Source organism: Arthrobacter sp. MDT1-49-2, from assembly GCF_059090185.1.
On record NZ_JBNHFK010000020.1, the window covers coordinates 1 to 1,624 of the forward strand.

Genomic DNA, 1,624 nt, shown 5'->3' on the forward strand with positions numbered 1-1,624 from the left:
TCCGCACCCGGCACCACCCCCGAACGGGGAAGGCAACCCTGATGCTTCCGGCCTGCGCAGGAACAAACAGAAACAAACCACAACCACGCCCCCGGACCGGAAACCCCCCAAAGGGAAGCCCCGCACCCGTGCACGCGGTCCTGTTGTCTCAGGACCCAACAGTGTGCCAAACGGTCAGCCCGCAACCATGCCGGACCGGTTTTCCCGAACCCCCCGAAGAAGGAACGTACTCACCAGGCCAGGCAATCATGCCGGCGCCTATCCATTGATATTCCACCCTTGAGCACCCACCGGAGAACGAATGTCTCCGATATGGGCATCTCCTGCAAAGCACACATCCGACACTGTGGACGGACATCCGCTTCGAGGTGCTCCTTAGAAAGGAGGTGATCCAGCCGCACCTTCCGGTACGGCTACCTTGTTACGACTTAGTCCCAATCGCCGGTCCCACCTTCGACGGCTCCCTCCCGCAAGGGGTTAGGCCACCGGCTTCGGGTGTTACCAACTTTCGTGACTTGACGGGCGGTGTGTACAAGGCCCGGGAACGTATTCACCGCAGCGTTGCTGATCTGCGATTACTAGCGACTCCAACTTCATGAGGTCGAGTTGCAGACCTCAATCCGAACTGAGACCGGCTTTTTGGGATTAGCTCCACCTCACAGTATCGCAACCCTTTGTACCGGCCATTGTAGCATGCGTGAAGCCCAAGACATAAGGGGCATGATGATTTGACGTCGTCCCCACCTTCCTCCGAGTTGACCCCGGCAGTCTCCTATGAGTCCCCGCCATAACGCGCTGGCAACATAGAACGAGGGTTGCGCTCGTTGCGGGACTTAACCCAACATCTCACGACACGAGCTGACGACAACCATGCACCACCTGTAAACCGGCCACAAGTGGGGGACCTGTTTCCAGGTCTTACCGGTTCATGTCAAGCCTTGGTAAGGTTCTTCGCGTTGCATCGAATTAATCCGCATGCTCCGCCGCTTGTGCGGGCCCCCGTCAATTCCTTTGAGTTTTAGCCTTGCGGCCGTACTCCCCAGGCGGGGCACTTAATGCGTTAGCTACGGCGCGGAAAACGTGGAATGTCCCCCACACCTAGTGCCCAACGTTTACGGCATGGACTACCAGGGTATCTAATCCTGTTCGCTCCCCATGCTTTCGCTCCTCAGCGTCAGTTAATGCCCAGAGACCTGCCTTCGCCATCGGTGTTCCTCCTGATATCTGCGCATTTCACCGCTACACCAGGAATTCCAGTCTCCCCTACATCACTCTAGTCTGCCCGTACCCACTGCAGACCCGGGGTTGAGCCCCGGGCTTTCACAGCAGACGCGACAAACCGCCTACGAGCTCTTTACGCCCAATAATTCCGGATAACGCTTGCGCCCTACGTATTACCGCGGCTGCTGGCACGTAGTTAGCCGGCGCTTCTTCTGCAGGTACCGTCACTTTCGCTTCTTCCCTGCTGAAAGAGGTTTACAACCCGAAGGCATTCGTCCCTCACGCGGCGTCGCTGCATCAGGCTTTCGCCCATTGTGCAATATTCCCCACTGCTGCCTCCCGTAGGAGTCTGGGCCGTGTCTCAGTCCCAGTGTGGCCGGTCACCCTCTCAGGCCGGCTACCC

1 rRNA gene is annotated in these 1,624 nt (G+C 58.3%); it reads right to left on the bottom strand.

Annotated elements, in window-relative coordinates:
* Positions 1 to 379: 379 nt before the first annotated feature.
* Positions 380 to 1,624 (bottom strand): 16S ribosomal RNA (locus AC5RTS_RS16260); the annotation flags it as partial.